The 24458-nt window shown below is 72.7% G+C and carries 4 protein-coding genes; all 4 read right to left on the reverse strand.

Translation table 11 applies throughout. From position 1 onward, the window contains the following. Positions 1-16 precede the first annotated feature (16 nt). Genes SK571_RS16350 through SK571_RS16365 form a run of 4 tightly spaced genes read right to left on the reverse strand, consistent with a single transcriptional unit; the run spans position 17 to position 24457 of the window. Positions 17-388: a nuclear transport factor 2 family protein gene (locus SK571_RS16350; RefSeq protein WP_319984935.1), complete on the reverse strand. Its 372-nt coding sequence runs from the start codon at positions 386-388 to the stop codon at positions 17-19. Beyond that, the gene (locus SK571_RS16355; RefSeq protein ID WP_319984936.1) at positions 385-7479 is read right to left on the reverse strand and encodes a non-ribosomal peptide synthetase; all 7095 of its coding nucleotides are present in this window, start codon (positions 7477-7479) and stop codon (positions 385-387) included. Before SK571_RS16355 ends, SK571_RS16350 begins: the two co-directional genes overlap by 4 nt. Then, the gene (locus tag SK571_RS16360; protein ID WP_319984937.1) at positions 7476-19721 is read right to left on the reverse strand and encodes a non-ribosomal peptide synthetase; all 12246 of its coding nucleotides are present in this window, start codon (positions 19719-19721) and stop codon (positions 7476-7478) included. The genes SK571_RS16355 and SK571_RS16360 overlap by 4 nt, the downstream gene beginning before the upstream one ends. Beyond that, the gene (locus SK571_RS16365) at positions 19718-24457 is read right to left on the reverse strand and encodes a non-ribosomal peptide synthetase (protein ID WP_319984938.1); all 4740 of its coding nucleotides are present in this window, start codon (positions 24455-24457) and stop codon (positions 19718-19720) included. The genes SK571_RS16360 and SK571_RS16365 overlap by 4 nt, the downstream gene beginning before the upstream one ends. Position 24458 lies beyond the last annotated feature (1 nt).

Raw genomic sequence — 24458 nt, forward strand, 5'->3', positions numbered from 1 at the left:
CGGCGGGCCGCAGGCGTCAGACCAGCGGGGCGAAGAAGAACGTGTCCCGGCGGGCGAAGTGGCCGTCGTCGGTGAACTCGAAGAAGTCGGAGAACCTCAGGTTCACGTCGCTGCCGTCGTGCAGCACGCCGGCGAACGTGCCGTAGACCGCGACCTCGTCCTCGCCCTCCACCACCTTGTCGACGGTGTGATGGCCTTCGCGGATCACGCGGGCGCCGCCGTAGAACGCGGTCATCTCCTGGTGCCCGACCATCGGGGCGTAGCCGGGGCGGCGGTAGGTGGCGTCGGGGCTGAACATGTTCACCAGGCCCGTGACGTCGCCTGCGTCGACGAGCTCGTAGTAGCGGTGGACGGAGGTGACGTGGGTGGTGTTCAGGGTGGCGGTCATGAGCGGGGCTCCTCGCTGGAGAGGTGGGTGGACAGGACGGCGCCGATGGACGCCAGTGGTTCCGGGGCGGTCAGGCCGCCGTGGGTGCTGTGGACGCGGTGGACCTCGACGCGGCCGGTGAAGTGCGGCAGCCACGTGTCCGGGGTGGGGTCGGCCGGGGATTTGCCCTGCGTGGCCTCGAACACGTGCGCGCCCGCGGCCAGGAGTGACGGCCTGTGGCGGTTGTGGAGGTTGACGTTCGCCGCGAACACCTCGGGCAGCGCGGCCCCGCCGAAGCCCGCGAGCGGGCCGGCCTGGTCGCGGATGGCCTCGTCGAACTCGGCGCGGTCGCGGACGGGCCGGTCGAGCTCGTAGCCGAGGGACAGCAGCAACGGGGTGAGCAGGTCCGGGTCGTCCGGTGACACCGGCGGGTGTTCCTCGGTCTCGGGATAGCCGTCCAGCAGGGCCAGCAGGCCGACGTCGGACGGGGACAGGAGGGTCGCCATCTCGTGCGCGACGACCGCGCCGAACGACCAGCCGAGCAGGTGGTACGGGCCGTCCGGCTGGACGGTGCGGACCAGGTCCAGGTAGTCGGCGGCCATCTCGGCGAGGCTCGCGGGCATCGAGGACGGGTCGGTCAGGCCGCGCGCCTGCAGGGCGTACACCGGGCGGCGCGGGTCGAGGTGCGGCAGCAGGCCGAAGTACTCCCAGCCGATGCCGGCGCCGGGGTGGATGCAGAACACCGGTGCGAGATCCCCGTTGGCGCGCAACGGGATCAGCACGCCCAGCGGATCACCGGCGGCCGACGTGCCGAGCCGTTCGGCCAGGGCGGCCGGGGTCGGGGCGTCGAACAGCAGGCGCAGTTCCGGGCGCACGCCCAGTTCCGCCCGGATCCGGGAGACGAGCTTGGCCGCCAGCAGCGAGTGGCCGCCGAGGTCGAAGAAACCGTCGTCCGGCCCGACCGACGCCCGGCCGAGCACCTCGGCGAACAACGCGCAGAGCGTCGCTTCCAGGGCCGTCGCTGGTGGGCGGGCCTCCGCGGTCACGACCTCCGGTGCGGGCAGGGCTCGCCGGTCGAGTTTCTCGTTGGGGGTCAACGGCAACGCGGGCAGCACGACGAACGCCTCGGGCACCATGTAGCGGGGCAGGAACTCGCCGAGCCGGCGCCGCACCGCCGCCGGGTCGATCCCGTCCGGCGCGACGAGGTACGCGACCAGCCGGTCGTCGCGCACGATCACGGCCGCCTGGGCGACCTCCGGCAGGGCGCACAGCGCCGCCTCGATCTCGCCGGTCTCGATGCGCAGGCCGCGGATCTGCACCTGCTGGTCGGCGCGGCCGTGGAACGCGAGCCGCCCGTCCGGGAGCCAGCGCACGAGGTCGCCCGTCCGGTACATCCGCCCGCCGGTGGGCGAGGCCACGAACCGGGTCGCGGTCAGGCCGGGGGCGCCCAGGTAACCGCGCGCGAGGCCCGCGCCCGCGACGTACAGCTCGCCGACCACACCGGGCGGCACGGGCCGCAGGTGCTCGTCCAGCACTAGAGCGACGTAGTTGTCGATCGGCGTGCCGATCGGCGGCAGGTCCACGTCCGCGCCAGGCGGCACCGGGCCGCACGTCGAGTTCACCGTGCATTCCGTTGGGCCGTAGGTGTTGTACAGCTCGAACGGCATGCCGGCGGGCGGACGACGGCGCAGCACGTCGCCTCCGGTGTGCAGGACGCGCACCGAGGACGCGGCGAGCGCCGGCTCGTCGAGCATGGCCTCCAGTCGCGGGGTGGCCAGTGAGGACACCGTGATCGCGCTCTCCGCGATCCACTCGGCGAGCGCCTCGGTGTCCTCCAGCACCTGCTGCGACGGCAGGTGCAGGGCGGCGCCGGACACGAGCGTCGGCCAGATCTCCGCGACCGCCGCGTCGAAGCCCTGCGCGGACAGGTGGCTGGACCGGTCGGACGGCACGAGCCCGAGCGCGGGCACCAGCCAGGCCGTCTGGTTGGCGAGCGCGCGGTGTTCGACCACCACGCCCTTGGGACGGCCGGTGGAGCCGGAGGTGTAGATGACGTACGCGGCGTCGCGCGGGTGCACGTGCACGACGGGCGGCGTCACCGGGTAGGCGAGGATCTCTCCGTACGGCGGCACCTTCGCCGCATCGCCCAGGCGCGCTGACGCCACCGGACTTCCAGGGATCTCCCCACCCTGCAGCACCTTCGCCGCATCGCCCAGGCGCGCCGACGCCACCGGACTTCCAGGGATCTCCCCACCCTGCAGCACCTTCGCCGCATCGCCCAGGCGCGCCGACGCCACCGGACTTCCAGGGATCTCCCCGTCCAGCAGCACCTTCGCCGCGTCGCTGGACGCGACCAGGTGCGCCAGCGCGTGCTGGGTCACCACGACCGGCGCGTCCGCGTCGGCCAGCATGTAGACCAGCCGCTCCGCCGGGTAGGTGGGATCGACCGGCAGATAGGCCGCGCCGGTCCTGAGCACGGCCAGCAACGCCACGATGCTGCTGGTGTCCCGGTCCGTGCAGACCCCGACGACGGTGCCGCGGCCCGCGCCGAGTGTGATCAGGTGGTGCGCCAGCCGGTTGGCCCGTTCGTCCAGCTCGCGGTAGGTGAGCGTGCCGTCGTGGGCGACGACCGCCGGTGCGCCGGGCGTGCGCGCGGCGACCTCCGCGATCAGCGCGTGCACGGGCCGGTCGAGATCGTGGTCGGCGGACGTGTCGTTCCATTGCCGCAGAACGGCTTCCCGCTCGTTCGCGGTCAGCACGTCGATCCGGCTCAGCGGTGCCGAGGGGTCGGCGACGAGCGTCTCGACGAGACGGACCAGCCGGGTCAGCAGGTTCTCGGCGGTGGCGCGGTCCCACAGGTCGACGGCGTACTCCAGGCACACCTCCAGTCCGTCGGGGGTCTGCCCGAATCCCAGCGACAGGTCGAGCTTCGCCCCGCCGGTCGTCGTGCGGAGGGTGTGCACGTCCAGGCCGGGCAGGCCCAGCGCGTCGTCCTCGACGCCGTCCACCCCGTCCTGCAGTGCCAGCGACACCTGGAACAGCGGGTGCCTGGTGCTGGAACGCTCCGGGTTGACCCGCTCCACAACGCGGTCGAACGGCGCGTCCTGGTGGGAGTAGGCGGCCAGGTCGGCCTCGCGCACGCGCTGCAGGACCGTGGTGAAGTCCGGGTCACCGGACAGGTCCACCCGCAGCGCGAGCGTGTTGACGAACAGGCCGACCAGGTCGTCGAGGTCCTCCGGGCCGCGGCCGGCGACCACGGTGCCGACCACGACGTCGGTGCCCGCGCCGAGCTTGGTCAGCAGTGTCGCCACGGCGGCGTGCAACGCCATGAACACCGTCGCGTGGTTGGCCCGTGCCAACGCGACCAGCGCACCGTGCGTGCCAGCGTCGATGTGCGCACGGACCTCGTCGCCGACGTTGCTGGACACCACCGGACGTGGCCGGTCCACCGGCAGGCGCAGCTCGTCCGGGACACCGTTCAGCGTCTCGGCCCAGAACTCGAGCGACTCGTCGGACAGCTCCTGCCGCAGGCTGTGGTCCGGGTACTGGATCGGCAGCGGCCGCCAGTCCGGTGCCACGCCGGTGATACGAGCCCGGTACGCCTCGGCGAGGTCGCGCAGCAGCACGCCGGTCGACCAGCCGTCCGTGGCGATGTGGTGCAGCGCCAGCAACAACACGTGGTCACGCTCGCCGATGCGCAGCACGTGCACCCGCAGCGGGATGTCGGCGGCGAGGTCGAACGGGCGCGCCACCAGCGCGGCCAAGGTGCCTTCCAGCTCGGCCTCGGCGCAGTCCCCGACCTCGAACACCAGCTCGTCCGCCGGCAGCACGACCTGGTGCCATCCGGCGGCGTCCTCGGGGAACACCGTCCGCAGGGCCTCGTGCCGTTCGACGACGTCGAGCAACGCCGTCCGCAGGGCCGCCAGGTCCAGATCGCCGTGCAGCCGCAACGCATGGGGCGCGGTGTAGGCGTGGTCGGCCACCTCCATCGCGAGCCGCACACCCAGTTGGGCGGACGACAGCGGCACCCGTTCCGGCCGGTGTTCCGGGCGGGGCGCGGTGCGCATCGGCGCCGTGGTGTCCAGGTGACCGTCGAGACCGCGTGGCGTGGGGTCGCGGAACAGCACGCGGATGCCCAGCTCGACGCCGAACACCGTGCGGATGGAGGCGAGCAGTCGCGCCGCGAGCAGCGAGTGCCCGCCGAGGTCGAAGAACCCGTCGTCGAGCCCGACCGCCTCGAGCCCGAGCACCTTGGCGAACAGCCCGCACAGGATCTCCTGCCGGGGCGTGCGCGGCTGGCTGCCGCCGACGGCGTACGAGGGCGCGGGCAACGCGCGGCGGTCCAGCTTTCCGTTGGGCGTCAGGGGGAACGCGTCGAGCGCGACGAAGGCGGCGGGCACCATGTGCTCCGGCAGCCGCTCCACCAGGTGTTCCCGCAGGCGCTTCGGGTCGGCGTCACCGACGACGTAGGCGACGAGCCGTTTGCCGCCGGGGCCGTCCTCGCGTGCCACCACGGCCGCGGCCGTCACGTCCGGATGCGCGGTCAGCACCGCCTCGATCTCCGCGGGCTCGACCCGGAACCCGCGGATCTTCACCTGGTCGTCGGCGCGGCCCAGGTAGGTCAGCGTGCCGTCGGCGCGGCGGCGGACCAGGTCGCCGGTCCGGTACAGCCGTGCCCCGGCGGTGAACGGCGAGGCGACGAACCGTTCGGCGGTCAGTCCCGGCCGGCCGAGGTAGCCGTGCGCGAGGCCCTCTCCGCCGACGTACAACTCCCCCACCGCACCGGTCGGCACGGGCGCCAGCCGGTGGTCGAGCACGACCGCGACCTTGCCCGCCAACGGGGAACCGATCGGCACCGCCGTGCCGTCCCAGCCCGGCGGCACGGTGAACGAGGTGGTGAAGCCCATGCTCTCGACGGGCCCGTAGCCGTTGACCACGCCGATGCCCGGTACGGCGGCCAGCACCGCGCGCACGTGCCCGGCCGAGGCGGCTTCACCACCGGTCAACGCCCAGTGCAGTCCGGTGAAGATCTCCGGGCTGGTGTCCCAGAGGTGGTTGAACAGGCTGGCGGACGCGTCCAGCACCGTCACGCCGTGGCGCACCACGAGCCGTGCGATGACCGCGGGCTCCGGCCGTTGACCGGGGTACAGCACCGACGTGCCGCCGGCCAGCAACGGACCGAACAGCTGGGTGGCGAAGGCGTCCCACGACACGGAGGCGCACTGCAGCCACACCTCGCCGGGGCCGAACCCCGCGTACCGCTGGCCGACGAGCGTGCCGGTCAGCGCGCGGTGCGGGGTGCCGGCGGCCTTCGCGGCACCGGTGGAGCCCGAGGTGAACATGACGCACGCCAGGTCGTCAGGACCGGTTTCCGTTGCTGTGAAGGGCATCGGCCGGACGTAGTCGAGCGCGACCACGGGCAGGTCCACGTCGAACGGGCGGTCGGTCAGGACGAGCCGCACCGGCAGGGACGCGACCATCGACGCCAGCCGTGCGGGCGGGAAGTCGACGTCGAGCACGCAGTAGGCCGCGCCCGCCTTGAGGACGGCCAGCAACGCGGTCGCCATCTCCACGCCGCGTCCGATGTGGACACCCACGACGTCCCCACGCCGGATCCCCTGTGAGATAAGGAAACCGGCGAGATTGTCGGCCTCGGCGCTCAGCCGCGCGTAGGTGATCTCGGTGTCGCCCGACACGAGCGCGACGGCGTGCGGGGTGCGAGCGGCCTGGCGTGCGAACAGCTCGTGCACCGTGGCGGCGGTCGCCGGCGGCTCCGTGGTGGCGAGCACCGCGGCGCGTTCCTCCGCGGACAGCACGTCCAGGTCCCACAACGGCCGGTCCGGGTCGGCCGCGGCCTGGTCCAGCAGCCGGACCAGCCGCTCCAGCAGCATCTCGGCGGTCGCGTCGTCGAACAGGCCGGTCAGGTACTCCAGCGAGCACGCCACCCCGTCCCGCCCCTCGCGCAGCGACAGGGTGAGGTCGAACTTCGCCGCGCCGGGCCCGATCGGCTCGGCGGTGGCGGTGAGGCCGGGCAGGGCGAGCCCGTTCGAGTCGTCGCCGGTGTCGGCGAGCACCATGACCTGGAACAGCGGGTGCCTGCCCGGTGCCCGCACCGGGTTCAGCTCCTCCACCAGGCGGTCGAACGGCAGGTCCTGGTGCCCGTAGGCGTCCAGCGACTCCTCGCGGACCCTGGCCAGCAGCCCGCGGAACGAAGGGTCACCGGACACGTCCACCCGCAGCACCAGCGTGTTGACGAAGAACCCGACCAGGTCCTCCAGCGCCTCCTCGCCGCGGCCGGTCACGACCGTGCCGATCGGGACGTCCTCGCCGGAGCCGCTGCGGGCCAGCAACGCGGCGAACGCGGCCTGGGCGACCATGAACAGCGTCGCGCCGGACTCCTCGGCGAGCACGGCAAGTCCGCGCGCGGTGCGGGCGTCGAGCAGCGTGGTCACGGCGGCGCCCGCGGTGCCGGTGTCGCCGTCGCGCTGCCGGTCGACCGGCAGCGGGATCTCCTCCGCCAGACCGGCCAGCTTCGCCTTCCAGTGCGCCAGCTGGGCGCTGAGCACACTGCCCGGATCGTCGGCCGAGCCGAGGACGTCCTGCTGCCACAACGTGTAGTCGGCGTACTGCACGGGCAACGGCTCCCAGTCCGGCGCCTTGCCCGCCAGCCGTGCGGTGCAGGCGGTGGTGAGGTCGCGCAGCAACGGTCCGAGCGACCAGCCGTCGCTGACGATGTGGTGCATCACCAGCAACAGCACGTGGTCTTCCGGCCCCTGCTCGAGCAGGTGCGCCCGGAACGGCGGGTCGGCGGCGAGGTCGAACGCCTCCCGCGCCGCGCGGCCCAGCACGACGGCCGGATCGCCCGGTTCGAGCACGGCGAGCACGACCTTCGCGTCGTCCAGGATCTCCTGGTACGGCTCGCCGTCACGGCTGGGGAACGTGGTGCGCAACGCCTCGTGCCGTCCGACGACGTCGGTGAGTGCGAGCTCAAGTGCTTCTGTGTCCAGCGTTCCGTGCAGCCGGAGTGCGAGCGGGATGTTGTAGGCGGCGCCGGTTCCCTCGTGCCGATCGAGGAACCACAGCCGTTGCTGGGCGAACGACAGGGGGATCACAACGTCTCCTTGGACCTCGGACGGGCCCGCAGCACGGGCCGTGGGGCGGGACGGGCGGCCGCCGGCAGGTGGGCGGCCAGGCCCGCGACCGTCGGGTTCTCGAACACGGTCCGCACGCCCAGTTCCGCGCCGAAGACCGACCTGACCCGGCTGACCAGGCGCATCACCAGGATCGAATGGCCGCCCAACGCGAAGAAGTCGTCGTCGACGGTCACCTCGGGCGCGTTCAGCAGCTCGGCGAACAGGCCGCAGAGCAGTTCCTCGTGCGGGGTCTGCGGCGCCCGGCCCGCGACCCGTCGCACGTCCGGGACGGGCAGTGCGGCGCGGTCGAGCTTCCCGTTGGGCGTGCGCGGCAACGACTCCAGCGCCACGACCGCGGCCGGCACGAGGTAGTCGGGCAGGTGCTTCGCGGCGAACTCCCGCACGCCTTCGGCACGGCCGACGACGTACGCGACGAGCCGCTTGTCGCCGGGACTGTCCTCGCGGACGACGACCTCGGCCTGCCGCACGCCCGGATGACGGGCGAGCACCGCGCGCACCTCGCCGGGTTCCACCCGGAAGCCGCGGATCTTGACCTGGTCGTCGGCGCGGCCGAGGAAGTGCACCACGCCCTCGCGGTCCTGGCGCACCAGGTCGCCGGTGCGGTACATGCGTTCGCCGGGCGCGCCGTACGGATTGGCGACGAACCGTTGCGCGGTGGCGGGAGTCTGGCCCAGGTACCCGTGCGCGAGGCCGTCACCGGCCATGTACAGCTCACCGGGGGTGCCCGGCGGCACCGGACGCAGCCATCGGTCGAGCACGAACACCCGCTTGCCCGTCACGGGGCGGCCGACCGGCACGCTGATCCGTTCCAGGTCCCGCGGCTCGACCGCGTGGCAGAGCGTGAAGATGGTGTTCTCCAGCGGCGAGTAGCCGTTCACGATCCGCAGGAACGGGTGCCGGTCGAGCAGCGTGCGCAGGTGCGGGATGGAGGCGGGTTCGCCGCCGGTCATCACCTCGCGGACGCCGTCGAACACCTCGGGCATCTCGTCGACCAGGAAGTTGAGCAGGCTGGCCGAGACGTGCAGCGCGGTGACGCCGTGCGTGTCGACCAGGCGCTTGATCTGCGCCGGCTCCGGGGTCTGGCCGGGTTGCAGCACGCAGGCGGCGCCGGAGAGCAGCGGTCCGAACAGCTCCAGCGCGAACGCGTCCCAGGACACCGGCGAGCACTGCAGCCAGACCGCGTCCTCGGCGAAACCGACGTAGTCCTGGCCGGTCAGCGTGGTGACGAGCGCCCGGTGCGACACGACGACGCCCTTGGGACGTCCCGTGGAGCCCGAGGTGAACATGACGCACGCCGGGCTGTCCGCGGTGATCACGCGGGTGAAGTCGTCCGAGGAGTAGTGGCCGCCGTCGACGTCCTCCAGCACGAACACCGGTCCGGCCTGGTCGAGCAGCGCCTGCCGGCGGTCGGCCGGGTGGTCGGGGTCGAGCAGGACGTACGCCGCACCCGCCTTCAGCACGGCGAGGATGGCGACGGCGAGGTCCACGCCGCGCGGCAGGCACACCGCGATCGTGTCCCCGGCTTCGGCGCCCTGTGCCGCCAGCCTCCTGGCGAGCCGGTTCGCGCGAGCGTGCAGTTCGGCGTAGGTGACGGCCTCGCGGTCGTCGATCAACGCCACGGCGTCGGGCCGTCCGGTCATCAGCTCCGGCAGGGTGGCGTCCCGGTGCGGGCTGTCGCCGGAGCAGTTCCACTCCCCCGTGACGACGTGCAGTTCGTCCGCTCCCAGGAGGTCCACTGTGGACAGCGGAGTGCCGGGGTTCCCGGCGACCGCCTTGAGCAACCGGGCCAGCCGGGTCACCACGGCCTCGGCCGTCTCCCGGTCGTAGAGCTCGGTCGCGTACTCCAGCTCACCGGTCAGGCCGGCCGCCGTCCCGTCCGGCGCGAACGCCTCCCGCAGGCCGAGGGTGAGGTCGAACTTCGCCGCCCCGGTCGCCGCGGGCAGCGTCCGCACCTCCAGGCCCGGCAGCGTCAGCTCGCCCTCGGCGTTGTTCTGCAGCACGACCATCACCTGGAACAGCGGGTGCCTGGCCGTGGTGCGGGCCGGGTTCAGCTCCTCCACCAGCCGTTCGAACGGCAGGTCCTGGTGGTCGTAGGCGGCGAGGTCGTGCTCGCGGACCCGGCCGAGCAGTTCCAGGAACGTCGGGTCACCGGAGAGGTCGGTCCGCAGCACGAGCGTGTTGACGAAGAACCCGACCAGGTCGTCCAGCGCCTCGTCGGCCCGTCCCGCGACCGGGGTGCCGAGCGGGACGTCCGTGCCCGCGCCCAGCCGGGACAGCAGGGCGGCGAACGCGGCGCGCAGCACCATGAACGACGTGGCACCGGCGGCCCGTGCCACCGCCGTGAGGCTCTGGTGCACGTCCGCGCCGATGGTGAACGGCACGACGTCGCCCTGGTGGGCGGGCCGGGCGGGACGGGGCCGGTCGGCCGGCAGCGTCGCCTCCTCCGGCAGGCCGGCGAGGGCCTGCCGCCAGTGCGCGAGCTGGTCGTCGATCGGGAACCGCTGCTGCCACAGGGTGTAGTCCGCGTACTGGACCGGCAACGGCGTCCACTGTGGAGCGTTGCCGCCGATGCGGGCCGTGTAGGCATCGGCGAGGCCGGTCAGCAGCGGTCGCATCGACCAGCCGTCGGCCGCGATGTGGTGCACGACGATCAGCAGCACGTGTTCGCGTTCGCCGGCACGGATCAGCCGTACCCGCAGCGGGCTCGCGGTGAGGTCGAACGGCCTGCGGGACTCCTCCTCGACGGTGCCGTGCGACTCGGCGAAGTCGACCGCCGCCGGCAGGACCTCCTGGTACACCACACCGTCGCGCTGACGGAACACCGTCCGCAACGCCTCGTGCCGGTGCACGACGTCCTCCAGTGCCGCGCGCAGTGCCGTCACGTCGAGGTCGCCGGTCAGTCGCAGAGCGATCGGGACGTGGTAGGCGGCACCGGGCTGCTGGACCTGTTCGACCGTCCACAACCGTTGCTGCGCCGACGAAAGCGGCACCATCTCCGGTCGTTCGACCGGCACGACCCGTTCCCTGGCACGGCGGCCGGTGTCCAGACGTGCCTCCAGCGCGGCCACGGTCGGCGCGTCGAACACCTCGCGCAGTCCGATCTCGGTGTCGAACGCGGCTCGGATCCTGGCCACCAGCCGCGCGGCGAGCAGCGAGTGCCCGCCGAGTGCGAAGAAGTCGTCGCGCAGACCGACCTTCGGCGTGCCCAGCAGGTCCGCGAAGATGCCGCACAGCACTTCCTGGCGGGCGTTGCGCGGTGCGTCGTCACCGGCCTGCACGACCGGCGCGGGCAGTGCCCGGCGGTCGACCTTGCCGTTCTGCGTCAGCGGGAGCGCGTCCAGCACCACCACCGCCGCGGGCACCATGAACGCCGGGAGCAGCGCGCCGACGTGCTCGCGGGCCTCCTCGGCGGTGACCTGGCACCCGGCCGCCGGTACGACGTAGCCGACGAGGCGCTTGCCGGTCGCCGGTTCCTCCCGCACGACCACGACCGAGTGGGCGATGCGGTCGTGGCGGGTCAGCGCCGCCTCGACCTCCCCCGGCTCGACCCGGTAGCCGCGGATCTTGACCTGGCTGTCCGCGCGGCCGAGGAACTCGATCGCGCCGTCCGCGCGCCACCGGCCCAGGTCGCCGGTCCGGTACAGGCGGCCGCCCGCGCAGGCGACGAACCGTTCGGCGGTCGCGCCCGGCCGGCCGAGGTACCCGAGTGCGAGGCCGTCGCCGCCGACGTAGATCTCCCCCGCGACACCGGGCGGCACCGGGTTGAGGTCACCGTCCAGCACGTGCACCGTGGTGTGGGCGATCGGCGCCCCGATCGGGACCGGCCCGGTCACCTCGGTGATCTGGTGCGTGGTCGCGAAGATCATGCTCTCGACCGGCCCGTACGCGTGCACCAGCCGGACGTTCGGGTAGTCGCGCGTCACAAGACCGAGATGGGCGAGCGACGCGGAGTCACCGCCGGTGTAGACCTCGGCGAGCTGGGAGAAGACCTCGGGACGGGTGTCCACCAGTGCGGCGAACAGACCGGCCGACAGGAACATCCTGTCGACGCCGTACCGCGACACCTGCTCGGCGATCAACGCCGGATCGGGCACCTGGCCCGGTGCGAGCACGCACGTGGTGCCGTGCACCAGGGGCTGCCACAGCTCGTACGCCGCCGCGTCCCACGCCACGGGCGCCACCTGCAACCAGACCCCGCCCGTCTCGGCGAAACGCTGGCCGAAGAACATCCGCACGGCCGCCCGGTGCGTCGTGACGACACCCTTCGGCACGCCCGACGAGCCGGACGTGAACATCACGCACGCCACGTCGTCCCCGCCGACCGGGAATCCCGGCCTGGTCGGGGATTCGCCGTGCACGTCGTCCACCCGCACCACGTCCAGGTGGTCCGGCAGCAGACCGGCGACGGACGGGTGGCTGACCACCAGGTCGAGCCGTGCCTCGTCCACGATGCGCGCCACCGGGTGCGTCGGGTCGAGCGGCACGTAGGCCGCCCCGGTCTTCAGCACTCCCAGCAGTGCCACGACGAACGCCGGTGACCGCTCGACCAGAACACCGACCAGGTCGCCCCGGCCCACGCCGTGTTCGAGCACCTTGTGCGCCACCTGGTTCGCCCATGCGTCCACCTCGGCGAACGTCAGCCGTTCGTCGCCGAAGACCAGCGCGACCCTCTCCGGGCGGCGTTGTGCCTGTTCCTCGAACAGGTCCACGAGCGACCGGTCACGCGGGTAGTCGGCGGAGGTGTCGTTCCACTCGGCGAGCAGGTCGTGCTCCTCGGCGGACAGCACGTCCACCCTCGACACCCGCGCGTCCGGGTCGAGATCGGTCGCGACGCGTTCGAACCGCGCGATCAGCGCCCGGGCCGTCGCGGGTTCGAAGAGGTCCGCCGCGTACTCCAGCGTGCCGGTGATCCCGGCAGGGCCGTCCTCGTCCACGGTCTCGGCCAGCATCAGCGCGAGGTCGAACTTGGCCGCCGTCACCGCGATCTCGACCGGCTCACCGTCCACTCCGGACAGCTCGGCGGCGGGCGTGGCGGGCTGGACGGTCACGAACACCTGGAACAGCGGGTGCCGTGCGGGCGAGCGGACCGGGTTCAGTTCCTCGACGACCTGGTCGAACGGCAGGTCCTGGTTCGCGTACGCCGCCAGGTCCGTCTCCCGGACCCGGCCGACGAGCTCGCGGAAGGTGGGGTCACCGGCGAGATCGGTGCGCAGCACCAGGGTGTTCACGAAGAACCCGACCAGGTCGTCCAGCGCCTCGTCGGTGCGGCCGGCCACCGCCGTGCCCAGCGGGACGTCCGTGCCCGCGCCCAGCCTGGACAGCATCAGCGCCAGCGCGGCCTGCACGACCATGAACAGCGTCGCGTCGCACTCGCGGGCGATCGCCAGCAACCTGCGGTGTGCCTCGGCGTCGAGCGACACGGCCAGCTGCTCGCCGCGGTGGCTCGGGGTCTCCGGACGCGGCCGGTCGGTGGGCAGCGCGATCTCCTCCGGCAGCCCGGCGAGTGCCGTCCGCCAGTGCCCGGCCTGGGCGTCGGTGTCGAGTTCCTGCTGCCACAGCGCGTAGTCCGCGTACTGGACCTCCAACGGCGGCAGGTCGGGCTCAGCACCGGCGCGGCGGGCGTCGTAGGCGGTGCCGAGGTCACGCAGCAGCGGTCCCCACGACCAGCCGTCGGTCACGATGTGGTGCATCACGACCAGCAGAACGTTGTCCTCTTCGGACAGACGGAACAGCGTGGCCCGGAGGGGAAGGTCGGTCGCGAGATCGAACGGCCTCGCCGACTCGGCGGCCAGCAGCGCGTCCAGCTCGCTCTCATCGCATCTGGTGATGTCCAGCGCGCACTCGGCGTGGGGCAGGACTACCTGCTCGGGCACGCCGTCGCGGTCGGGGAACACCGTGCGCAGCACCTCGTGCCGTGCGAGAACGTCACCGAGCGCGGCGTGCAGTGCGGTGGTGTCGAGCGGTCCGCGCAGCCGGCGCGCGAGCGGCACGTGGTAGGTCGTTCCCGGCCCCTGCATGCGGTTCAGGAACCACAGCCGGCGCTGGGCGGCCGACAGCGGAAGCCGGTCGGGACGTTCGGCGGCGCGCACGGACGGCCTGGCCGCGGCGAGGGAGTCGACGCGGGCGTCCAGACCGCGCACGGTCGGCGTGCGGAAGACCTCGCGCAGCGCGAGTTCCACGCCCAGGACCGTGCGCACCCTGCTGATCAGCCGGGCGGCCAGCAGCGAATGCCCGCCCAGTGCGAAGAAGTCGTCGTCCAGCGACACCTCGGGCAGGCCCAGCAAGCCGGCGAAGATGCCGCAGAGGATCTGCTGGCGTGGCGTGCGAGCGGCGTCCCCGGTGGACGTGGTGATGTCGGGAACGGGCAGGGCGGCCCGGTCGAGCTTGCCGTTGGCGGTGCGGGGCAGTTCGCCGAGCAGCACGAAGGCCGACGGCACCAGGTGGTCGGGCAGTCTGGCCGCGGCGAACCCGCGCAGCGCGACGGGATCGGCGCCACCCACGACGTAGGCCACCAGCCGCGGCCCGTCGAGCACCACGACCTCCGCCTGCCGGACGTCCTCGTGGGCGTTCAGCACGGCCGCGACCTCAGCGGGTTCCACCCGGAACCCGCGGATCTTCACCTGGTCGTCCGCACGTCCCAGGAACTCGACCGTGCCGTCCACGTCCTGCCGCACCAGGTCACCGGTGCGGTACATGCGGCCGCCGAACGGACAGGCGACGAACCTCTCGGCGGTCGCGGCACCCTGACCGAGGTAGCCGTGCGCCAGACCGGTGCCGGCCATGTAGAGCTCACCGGGCGTGCCCGGCGGGACCAGCCGCAGGTGCTCGTCCAGCACGTAGACCTGCTTGCCCGCGAGCGGGCGGCCGACCGGGATGCTCCGGCGTCCGGCGTCGCGCGGCAGGATCCGGTGGCACAGGGTGAAGATGGTGTTCTCGAGCGGCGAGTAGCCGTTGACCAGCCGGACGTCCGGGTGGCGTTCCAGCAACGTCCGCACGTGCGCCTTCGACGCGGCCTCACCGCCGGTCATCACCTGGCGGACGCCGTGGAGCGCGGCCGGGTACTCGTCCAGCACGAAGTTGAGCAGGCTCGCCGACAGGTGCACGGTCGTGATGCCGTGGGCCGCGATCAGCTCGACGATCCGCGCGGGTTCGGGTGACTGGCCGAGCTGAAGAACGCAGGCCGCGCCCGAGAGCAGGGCGCCGAACAGTTCGAGCGCGAACGCGTCCCAGGAGACAGGTGCGCACTGCAGCCACACCTCGTCCGCGCCGAACGCCACGTAGTCCTGGCCGGTGAGGGTCGCGACGATCGCGCGGTGCGAGGTCAGCACGCCCTTCGGCCTGCCGGTCGATCCCGACGTGAACATCACGCACATCGCGGCGTCCGGCCGCACGCGGCGGTTCAGCGGTTCGGCGCTCAGTCCGGCGGCGCCGTGGAGGTCGACCAACCGGCCGGGCAGGGGTTCCGGGCCGCCCACCACCGTCAGCGCGGGGTCTGCCTGCCGCACCAGCGCGGCCAGCCGCTCCGCCGGGTGGTCGGGGTCGAGCAGCAGGTAGGCCGCACCCAGCTTGAGCACCGCGAGCACGGCCGCGACGAGTTCCGGTCCCCTGGGCAGGCAGATCGCGACGAGCGCACCCGCGTCGGCGTCGATGTGCCGGGCGAGACGGTTCGCGTGCGCGTCCAGTTCGGCGTAGGTGGTGCGTCCGTTCTCGTGGATCAACGCGGTGGCGTCCGGTGTCCGCAGCGCGTGGCGGGTGAAGATCTCGTGCAGGCACTCGTCGGACTCGACGGCGCCGGTGTCGTTCCACTCGACCGCGATCCTGTGCCGCTCCCCCGGGGTCAGCAGGTCCACTTCGGACAGTCGCAGGCCGGGGTTCTCCGCCACGGCGGTGAGGAGCCGCACGTAGCGGTCGAGGATCGCGGTGGCGGTGCGGTCCTCGAACAGGTCGGTCGCGTACTCCAGGTGACAGGTCAGCCCGTCGCCGGTCTCGTGCAGGGTCAGCGTGAGGTCGAACTTGGCCGTGTGCCGGTCCACTTCGACGAGCTCGGTCTCGCAACCGGGGAACTCGGCGTCGGCCTCGGCGTTGTTCTGCAGCACGACCATCACCTGGAACAGCGGGTGCCTGGCCAGGGTGCGCACGGGGTTCAGCTCCTCGACGACCCGGTCGAACGGCACGTCGGCGTTCGCGTAGCCGGCCAGGCCGGTCTCCCGCACCCGGTCGAGGAGTTCGCGGAACGTCGGGTCGCCCGAGACGTCGTTGCGCAGCACCACCGTGTTGACGAAGAGCCCGACCAGGTCGTCCAGCGCCTCGTCGCCCCGTCCGGCGACCGGCACGCCCACCGGGACGTCCGTGCCCGCGCCGAGGCGGGACAGCAGCGCGGCGAACGCGGCCTGCACGACCATCGCCTGGGTCGCCTGACCGGACCGCGCGAGCCCGGCCACGTCGGCCTGGACGTGCGCCGTCACCAGGCCGCCGCGGTGGCTGGGAGCGGCGGGCCGCAGGTGGTCCGCGGGCGGACTCGCCTCGTCGGGGAGGCCGGCCAGCGCCGTGCGCCAGTGGCCCAGTTGTTCGCTGAAGTCCTGGTCGTGCTGCCACAGCACGTGGTCGGCGTACTCGACGGGCAGGGCTTTCCACTGCGGCGCGGTGTTGTTGCGACGTGCGGCGTACGCGGTGGACAGGTCGCGCAGCAGCGGCGCGACCGACCAGCCGTCGGCGGCGATGTGGTGCAGGACCAGCAACAGCACGTGCCGATCGGGCGCCTCCGCAGCGAGGTACGCCCGCAGCGGCGGTTCGGTCCGCACGTCGAACGGCCGGGTCGCGCTCTCCTCCAGTGCCGCCGGGTCCAGCGGGACCAGGTCGACCTCCACGGGCAGCACGACCTGGTACGGCTCGCCGTCCACAGCGGGGAAGACCGTGCGCAACGGCTCGTGGCGGGTGACGAGGTCCACCAGGGCGACGCGCAGTGCGTCCCGGTCGAGCGATCCGTTGAGGCGCAGGGCGATCGGGACGTTGTAGGCGGCGCTCGGGCCGTGCACGTCTTCGAGCAGCCACAGCCTGCGCTGCGCGTGGGACAGCGGCATCCGTTCCGGGCGCGGCCTCGGCGTCACCGCCTGGCGCGCGTTGCCGAGCGAGTCGAGCAACGCGTCCAGCGCCGCCGGGGTCGGCCGGTCGAACACGTCCCGCAACGCCATCTCGACGCCGAACGCGGTGCGCGCCTTCGCGACCAGCCGTGCCGCGAGCAGCGAATGCCCGCCCAGCGCGAAGAAGTCGTCGTCCAGCGAGACCCGGTCCGCGCCGAGGAGGTCCGCGAAGATCCCGCAGAGCACCTCCTGCCGCGCGGTCCGGGGTGCCCGGCCGCCGGTCTGGGCGCGCTCGGGCTCGGGCAACGCACGCCGGTCGAGCTTTCCGTTGGGCGTCAACGGGAACGCGTCGAGCACCACCACGGCCGCCGGCACCATGTAGTCGGGCAGCCGTTCCGCCAGGTGCTCCCGGAGGCCGTCGGCACTGCCGACGACGTAGGCGACCAGTCGTTTGCCGGTGCTCCCGTCCGCGCGCACCTCGACCGCCGCCCGGTCGACACCGGGATGGCTCAGCAGCGCGGCCTCGACCTCACCGGGCTCGACCCGGTAACCGCGGATCTTGACCTGGTCGTCGGCGCGGCCCAGGAACTCGACGGTCCCGTCCGGCTGCCACCGACCGACGTCACCCGTGCGGTACATCCGTCTGCCATTGACACACGCCACGAACCTCTCGGCCGTGGTGGCGGCCCGGTTCAGGTAGCCGTGCGCGAGCCCGTCGCCCGCGAGGTAGATCTCCGCCGCGACACCCGGTGGCACCGGGTTGAGGTCGCCGTCCAGCAGGTGCACGGAGGTGTTCGCGATCGGCCCGCCGACCGGCACCGGCCCGTCGACCTCGGTGATCTGGTGGGTGGTGGCGAACACCATGCTCTCCACCGGCCCGTAACCGTGCACCAGTCGCACGTCCGGGAACTCCCGCACGACGCGGTCGAGGTGCGCGACCGAAGGACTCTCGCCGCCGGTCATCACCTGCCGGACGACGCCGAAGACCTCGGGGTGGGTGTCCAGCACGGCCGCGAACAGCCCGGCCGACATCCAGAGCGTGGTGATCCGGTGCTCGGCCACCAGCCGTGCGATCACCGCGGGATCGGGGACCTGGCCCGGGGCGAGCACGCAGGTCCCGCCGTGCAGCAGGGGCGGCCACATCTCCAGGGTCAGCCCGTCCCAGGAGACCGGGGCGGACTGCAGCCAGGAGCCCCCGAAGTCCACATAGGACTGCCCGAAGAAGGTCCTGACCGTGGCCCGGTGGGAGGACATCGCGCCCTTGGGCACGCCGGAGGAGCCGGACGTGAACAGCACGCACGCCACGTCTTCAGCCGTGATCGCCACAGCGGGGCGCGTGGTGGGCTCGTCGCCCGGTCCGGCCGGCACTGCGACGCCCGGCCACGAAGCGGACTCCTCGCCCGTTCCCAGCGGCATCGCCACACGGGCCAGGCGGCCCGGGTCGTCGGTCACCACCAGGTCCAGGCGTGCCTGTCCCGCCACGGACGCGATCCGGTCGTCCGGATGCCCGGGGTCGAGCGGCACGTACGCCGCACCCGCTTTCAGCACCCCGAGGATCGCGGCCACGAAGTCCGGTGAACGCCGCACCAGCACACCCACGAGGTCACCGCGCGCGACGCCACGGGAGATCAGCCGGTGAGCGACCTGGTTCGCCGAAGCGTCCAGTTCCGCGGCCGACACCTCGACGCCGTCGAACACCAGAGCAACGGAGTCCGGGGCCGTGTCCACCCGCTCCTCGAACAACTCGACCAGCGTGCGGTCGTGCGGGTAGGCGACGTCGGTGGCGTTCCACCGCGCCAGCGCGACCCGTTCCTCATCAAGGAGCGTGCAGACGCGCGACAGCGGCACGTCCGGCTGCGCCGACCACGTGTCCAGCAACGCCGTGAAGCGGCGTGCCAGCAGGGTTGCCGACGGTTCGTCCCACAGGTCCAGCGCGTAGGTGAGCCAGCCGCGCACGCCGTCCGCGGTCTCGGCGAGGTCGACGGTGAGGTCGAACTTGGCCGGGTGCAGCTCGACCGAACCGGTCTCGACGGTCAGACCGGCGAACTCCGGCGCGTCCTCCGGGGCGTTCTGCAGCACGAGCATCGTCTGGAACAGGGGGTGCCGCGATCGCGAGCGTTCCGGGTTGAGCTCCTCCACCAGCCGCTCGAACGGCAGGTCCTGGTGCGCGTAGGCGGCGAGGTCGGTCTTGCGGACCCGGCCGAGCAACTCGCGCAGCGTCGGGTCACCGGTCAGGTCGGTGCGCAGCACGAGGGTGTTCACGAAGAACCCGACCAGGTCGTCCAGCGCCTCGTCGGTGCGGCCGGCCACCGCCGTGCCCACCGGGACGTCCGTGCCGGCGCCCAGACGGGACAGCAACGCCGTCAAACCGGCCTGCAGCACCATGAACAGCGTCGAGCCGGTCTCTGCGGCCAGGTCCGAGAGCCGGCGGTGCACCGCGGAGCCGACCGAGATCTCCACCGCCGCGCCGCGATGGGTCGCCGCGGCCGGACGGGGGTGGTCGGTGGGCAGGACGACCTGCTCGGGCAGTCCGGCGAGGGCGTCGCGCCAGAAGGCCAGCTGACCGGCCATCTCGCTGTCCGGGTCGTCGGCCGAGCCCAGCACCTCCTGCTGCCACACCGTGTAGTCGGCGTACTGGACGGGCAACGGCTCCCACTCCGGCGCCTCCCCCGTCAGCCGTGCGGCGTAGGCGGTGGCGAGATCACGGGTGAGCGGGCCCCAGGACCAGCCGTCCGTGGCGATGTGGTGCATCACGAACAGCAGCACGTGGTCCTGTTCGGACACCCGGAACAGCGTGGGCCGCCACGGGTGTTCGGCCGCCAGGTCGAAGTCGTACCCGGACGCCTCGGTCATCGCGTCCCACAGGCCCGTCTCGCCGGACTCCTTCCGAAGCGCCGGAACGGTGTCCAGCACCAGCTGGTGCGGCTCGCCGTCGACGTCCGGGAACACCGTGCGCAACGTCTCGTGCCGAAGGGCCACGTCGGCCAGCGCTGACTCCAGCGCGTGCACGTCGAGCGGGCCGCGCAGCCGCAGCGTGTAGGTGGCGTTGTAGAGCGCGCCTGCCGGGTCGAGCCGGTGCAGCAGCCACAGCCGGCGCTGGGCGAAGGACAGGGGGCTCACAACGTCTCCTTTTGCCGGGCCCGCGCCCGCAGAGCGGGTCTGGCCTTCTTCGCGAGTACGAGTCGGTCGGCCAGATCGGCCACGGTGGGTCCGTCGAACACGGTGGCGACGGACAGTTCGGCGTGCAGTTCCCGGCGGATCCGGCCGAGCAGCCGCATCACCAGCAGCGAGTGGCCGCCCAGCCGGAAGAAGTCGTCGTCGATCGACACCGACGGCACGCCGAGGACTTCGGCGAACAACGAGCACAACGCGCGTTCGTTCGCGGTGCGCGGGGCACGGCCCTCCACGACCACCGCGTCGGGTGCCGGGAGCGCCCGCCGGTCGAGCTTGCCGGTGTCGGTGCGCGGCAGGGCGTCCAGCACCACGAACGCCGACGGCACCAGGTGCTCGGGCAACCGGGCGCGGGCGTGGTCACGAAGCCCTTGGGCGCCACCGACCACGTACGCGACGAGCCGCTTGTCGCCCGGCCGGTCCTCCCGCACCACGACCTCGACCTGCCGCACGTCCGGATGCCCGGCCAGCACCGCGCGCACCTCACCCGGCTCCACCCGGAAGCCGCGGATCTTCACCTGGTCGTCCGCACGTCCCAGGAACTCGACGGTGCCGTCCGCGTCCTGACGCGCCAGGTCGCCCGTGCGGTACATCCGTCCACCGCCGAAGGGGTTCGCGACGAACCGCTGAGCCGTCGCCGCGCCCTGCCCGAGATAGCCGTGCGCCAGCCTGTCGCCGGCCATGTACAGCTCACCGGGCGTTCCCGGCGGCACCGGCCGCAACCACCGGTCCAGCACGTACACCTGTTTGCCCGCCAGAACGCGGCCGACCGGGACGCTGCGCCGCTCGGTGTCCTCGACGGTGATGCGGTGGCAGAGCGTGAAGATCGTGTTCTCGACCGGCGAGTAGCCGTTGACCAGGCGGAGGTCCGGGTGGCGTCGCAACGCCGTCCGCACGTGCGCCGGTGACGCCGCCTCGCCGCCGGTCATCAGCTGCCGCACGCCGATGAACGCGTCCGGGTGCTCGTCCAGCATGTAGTTCAACAGGCTCGCGGAGACGTGCACCGTCGTGATGCCGTGCGCGGCGATCAGCTCCGCGATCCGCTCCGGCTCCGGCGACTGGCCGGGTTGCAGCACGCACGTCGCACCGGACAGCAAGGCGCCGAACAGTTCCAGCGCGAACGCGTCCCACGACACCGGCGAGCACTGCAACCACACCTCGTCCGCGCCGAACTCGACGTAGTCCTGGCCGGTCAGCGTGCCGGTGAGCGCGCCGTGCGAGGTCAGCACGCCCTTGGGGCGGCCGGTCGAGCCGGAGGTGAACATGACGCACGCTGAGTCCGCCGGTGTCACCGCGACCTCGGGCGGAGCGTCCGAGGTGCCGTCCGGCACGGTCGTGATGACGGTGCGAACGCCCGCGAGCGCGGTCACGGCCTCCAGCCGGGCAGCGGGGAAGGCGACGTCGAGCACCGTGTAGGCGGCTCCGGCCTTGAGCACCGCCAGGATCGCCACGACCAACGGGATGCCGCGTTCCAGACGGACACCGACCACATCGCCTCGGCGGACGCCTTCGGCCACGAGCTGGTGCGCCAGGTGGTTCGCCCGGTCGTCCAGCTCGGCGTAGTCCACTGTGGACCCGCCGCAGACCAGCGCGGTGGCGTGCGGAGTGCGGGCGGCGATCTGCGAGATCAGCCCGTGCAGGGTGGCGGAAGCACGCTTGGGTGCGGCGGTGGCCACCGCCCGTTCGCCCGGCAACAGCAGGTCCACGTCCGCGACGAGGGTGTCCGGTGCCTGCGCGACGGTCTCGAGGAAGCGGACCATCCGGCCGGCCAGCGCCTGGGCCGTGGCCGCGTCGAACAGGTCCGTGGCGTACTTGAGCGTGCCGCGCAGCCCGTCGCCCTCGGCGAAGTCGAACACCAGGTCCGCCTTGGCGGCACCCACTTCGAGCGGCACGTCCGTGCAAAACAGTCCGGGGAAGTCCGGCGCGGTCGCGGGCGGCTGGAGCACCAGCAACGTCTGGCACAACGGGTGCAGGCCCTGGGCGCGGGCCGGTTTCAGTTCCTCCACCAGCCGGTCGAACGGCAGCTCGCCGTGCAGGTGCACGGCACCGTCCTGTTCCCGCACCCTGGCCAGCAGTTCCCGGAACGTGGGCTGCCCGGACAGGTCCGTGCGCAGCACGACGGTGTTGACGAAGCACCCGACCAGGTCGGCCAGCGACTCGTCCTCGCGGCCGGCGACGATCCCACCGATCGGCACGTCCTCCCCCGCGCCGAGCCGCGACAGCAGCCCGGCCAGCGCGGCGCGGAGCACCATGAACACCGTCGCCCTCGACTCACGGGCAAGCTTCACCAACGCGCCGTGCACCGAAGCGTCGAGGCTGATCCCGACCTCGCCCGCCGCACGGACACCGGCCGACCGGACCGACCGGTCGGCGGGCAGCGCGATCTCCTCGGGCATGCCCGCGAGTTCCGCCGTCCAGAACGCCAGCAGGTCGCCGTCCGCGGCCAGCAGGTCGCGGTGCCAGCTCGTGAAGTCCAGGTACCGCACCGGCAGCGGAGCCCAGTCCGGCGCGCGGCCTTCGAGCCTCGCGGCGTAGGCCCGGGCCAGGTCGCGCCACAGCGGAGTGATCGACCACCCGTCCACCGCGATGTGGTGCACGACCAGGACCAGCAGGTGCTCGTCGTCTCCTTCGACGACCAGACCAGCCCGGATCGGGATCTCCGTCTCCAGGTCGAACGGCCGCGAGACCAGACCGTCCACTGCGGACAGTTGAAGCGATGGCGCGTCAAGCACCTGCTGGTACGGCTCGTCTTCGAACGTCGGGAAGATCGTGCGCAACGGCTCATGCCGTGCCACGACATCGGCCAACGCGGCGGTCAGCGCGGAAACGTCCAGCGGGCCACGCAGGCGCATCGCCATCGGCACGTTGTAGGCGGGCCCGCGTTCCGACTGCTGCACGAACCACATCCGCCGTTGCGCGGCCGAGAGAGCCGGGCGTGCGGGCTGGGGCACCGGAAGCGGACCGGACCGGGCGGCGCCGGCCGTCGCCATCACCCCGGCCAGCAACGCGGGCGTGGACGCCTCGAACACCGCCGGTGCGGGTACCTCGATCCCCGCGACCGCCCGCAGCCGACCGACCAGCCGTGCCGCCGCGAGCGAATGCCCGCCCAGCGCGAAGAAGTCGTCGTCCACACCGATCGGCGAGACCCCCAGGACCTCGGCGAACAACGCGCATACGGCTTCCTCCGCCGGAGTGCGCGGCGGGCCGCCCAGCGGGACACGTTCCCTGACCGGCACGGGCAACGCACGCCGGTCGAGCTTTCCGTTGGGGGTCAACGGCAACGCGTCGAGGAACACCACGTCCGCGGGCACCATGTAACCGGGGAGGACCGACGCGCAGTGCTCACGCACCTCGGCCTCGGTGGGTGCAGGTCCGTCCGCCACCGCGTACGCCACCAGCGACTTCTCGCCCGCCGGTGTCGTCAGCACGGTCACCGCCGCCTGCCCGACCCGCGGGTGCGCCGCGACCACGCCCGCCACCTCGGCGGGTTCGATCCGGAAGCCGCGGATCTTCACCTGGTCGTCGGTCCGCCCGGCGAAGTCGAGGTCCCCGTCGGGCCGCAGCCGCCCCAGGTCGCCGGTGCGGTACATGCGCTCGCCCGGCGCCCCGAAGGGATCGGCGACGAACCGCACCGACGTCTCCCCCGGCCGCCCGAGGTAACCGCGGGCGAGCTGGACACCGGTCAGGTACAGCTCACCGACCTCACCCGCCGGCACCGGCCGCAACTCCGCGTCCAGCACCCGGATCCCCGCCCCGGGAGTGGGACGGCCGATCGGCATGAGACCGCTGCCCCCGACCTCGCGGCACGGCAGGCACGTGACGCCGACGGACACCTCGGTCGGCCCGTACTCGTTGTACAGCACCACGTCCAGGCTCTCGCGGAACCGGTCCGCGACCGCGATCGGCAGTCCCTCGCCCTCCGACGCCACCAGCCGCAACGGCCCGTCGGCGCCGTGCCGCAGGTACTCGTCCAGGAACAGCGGGATCATCGACGCGACGAACCGGATCATCGTGATCCGCTCGGCGCGCACGGTCCTGGCCAGGTAGGCGGGATCCCGATGGCCACCGGGGCGGGCCATCACCAGCGTCGCCCCGGCGGCCAGGGTCAGGAACACCTCGACGACGGACGGGTCGAACCCCGACGGCGTCTTCTGCAGCACCCGGTCGCCCGGCCCCAGGCCGTAGTGCGCCTGGACGTCGGCCATCCGCTGGAGGATGCCGCGGTGGGTGATCACCACGCCCTTGGGTTTGTTGGTGGTCCCCGAGGTGAACATGACGTAGGCGGGGTGGTCGGGCAACGGCGCCACAGCGCTCTGCCCACCGGCCTCGACCTGCGACCACTCCGCCACCTCGGCGAGGCCGAGCGTCAGCGTCGGCCGCGCGACCTCCACCATGTGCGCGGTCCGCTCGGCCGGGTAGTCGGGGTCGAGCGGCAGGTACGCCGCTCCCGCCCGGACGATCGCCAGCAACGCGACGACCAGCTCGGCCGAGCGCGGCACCGCGACGGCCACCACGTCCTCCGGTCCGGCGCCCCTGTCCGCGAGGACGCGGGCCAGGCGGCCGGCACGAGCGTCGAGCTCGGCATAGGTGAGCACCAAGCCGTCGCACTCGACGGCGGGAGCGTCCGGTGCCGAGCGCACGGCCCGGTCGACCGCGGACGGCAGGGTCTGGAGATCGTCGAGCACG

The organism is Lentzea kristufekii (assembly GCF_033949925.1).
GTDB lineage: Bacteria > Actinomycetota > Actinomycetes > Mycobacteriales > Pseudonocardiaceae > Lentzea > Lentzea kristufekii.